At 48.5% G+C, this 1,872-nt stretch carries 2 protein-coding genes and 1 pseudogene; all 3 read left to right on the forward strand.

All coding sequences use genetic code 11. The features are described 5' to 3' along the window. Nucleotides 1-374: 374 nt before the first annotated feature. Nucleotides 375-1,097, forward strand: coding sequence for a CorA family divalent cation transporter (locus Q0236_RS05265; RefSeq protein ID WP_297915801.1), 723 nt, complete (start codon nucleotides 375-377; stop codon nucleotides 1,095-1,097). A gap of 16 nt (nucleotides 1,098-1,113) precedes the next feature. Continuing rightward, complete coding sequence (locus tag Q0236_RS05270) at nucleotides 1,114-1,527, forward strand: hypothetical protein (RefSeq protein ID WP_297915803.1); 414 nt, start codon at nucleotides 1,114-1,116, stop codon at nucleotides 1,525-1,527. 52 nt (nucleotides 1,528-1,579) lie between these two features. Further along, a pseudogene (locus tag Q0236_RS05275) lies at nucleotides 1,580-1,872 on the forward strand (hypothetical protein); the annotation flags it as partial.

Consider the following 1,872-nt stretch of genomic DNA (forward strand, 5'->3'; position numbering starts at 1 on the left):
GGCGGCGTTTTCTCTTAAGGGAGAAGGGGCGCTACTTGCGAGGCGCTCCCCTTCCCCCTTAAAATCCCCCAACCCCTGGCACGCTCAAGGGGCGAGCCTTACGGCTCGCGTTAAATTTTAATAGGGGTTGAATTACGGCATGCTAAATTTTAAAATTTAGCCGAAATTTACAGCTCACAAAATTTTAAAATTCCAAACACAAAAGAATTTTGAAATTCCAAATACGATAAAATTTAAATGGCGGCGGAATTTTAGAATTCCTATTAGCGGCGAAATTTCAGAATTCTGATCGGCAGCGGAATTTCAAAATTCCGTAAATTTGAGCGAAATTCTGAAATTCCGTAAATTTAAACCGATTAAGCAAGGAGGCCTCATTGAACCCGATTACCGAAAAGCGCAGCGTTTCGGGCTACTACTACGCCGAGGATCGCGAGTATGTGTACTTCGTGACGGACGCGCCGCGCGAGCAAAATTACCGCTTTATTTTTGATGCGGGCGCGATCTATTCGCAAGATGACGCGGACGGCGAGGTGCGGCTTAGCAGCGAGGCGGAGTTTTTCGCGGTCGTTAAAAAGATCCTCGCGCAGTACCGCGATAAAATTTTAGAGCACTCCGCAGAGCTTGAAAATTACGAAAAGATCTACACGCGGCGCGGCGATTTTTCAAAATTTATGAAAAGGCACTCTGTCCTAAAATACGAAATCCGCAAATTTCAAAACAAAATTTCGCATTTTTACGAGGCGCTTCTCATCTGCGCAAACGAGCAGCCGGCGCTGAAAAAGCAGCTGAAAAACTACGCCTACGAAGCGGGCGTTTTTAAAGGCGTGATGAGCGAATACGCCGTCAGGATCGAGGATATCTATCAATTCATCCAAGGCCTCAAAAACGACAAAATTAGCCGCAACATCTACATTCTCACGATCATCTCGTCGCTGCTGATGCCGCTAAATTTCATCACGAGCTTTTTCGGGATGAACACGACGGGGCTGTTTTTAAGCGGCTCGGCGCACGGCACGCTCATCGTGACGCTTGCGATGTGCGTGATTTTCGCGGCGATGGTTGGCTTTCTTATGCTCTACGCCAAAAAGCGAAACTAAAGCGGAGAAATAAAATTTGAATAAAAACGAGCTAAGAAATATCCTAGGCGGATACCTCGGCAGGGAGATTGCGGGCGATTTTAGAGTGCTGAAAGAGCACGAGATCGCGCGCTGCAACGACGCGGCGAAATTTCCTTTTGAGGGTGATAGCGGGCTGCTGCGCGAGTTTTGTATCTTTGCAGACGGCGGCAGCGGCGATCTTTGGCTGCTAAGCTCTAGCGGCGAGATCGCGTTTTACGACCATGATTTGGAGTTTTTGTCCGAGGCAAATTTGAAAAAATTCGATCTAAATCTTGCGGGCTGGCTAAAGATCGCGGAGCTTTTTTGCAAATTTGAAACCCTTGGCGACCCGAGTAGCGCGCAAAAGACGGAGTTTAAGCAAAGCGTAGCTAAAATCTGCCCGCGAATTTTAGAAATTTGGGAAATTTAAGCGCTGTTTACGGCGCTAAATTTAATCGCAAAAGCGCAAAATAGGAGCAATGATGAAATTTATCGCATATTACGACTCGCCGCTTGGTAAAATCACGCTCGCGGGCGATGGGGCGGGGCTTTGCGGGCTGTGGTTCGAGGGCGAGAAATACTACACACACGCTCTGGCGGCAAGCGGCGCAGATGAAAAGCAGAGCAGCGCCGATCTGCTCGCAAAAGAGCGGCACGCCGCGAGCGAAACGCAGCGCGATTTTGCGGCGTTGAAAAAGAGCAAAAAGAGCGATTTTGCGGCAAAAGCGGCGAACAGCGCGGACTTAAAATTCTGCGCACACACTTATAGCGAGCG

It is taken from the genome of uncultured Campylobacter sp., assembly GCF_938031315.1.
Classification (GTDB): Bacteria; Campylobacterota; Campylobacteria; order Campylobacterales; family Campylobacteraceae; genus Campylobacter_B.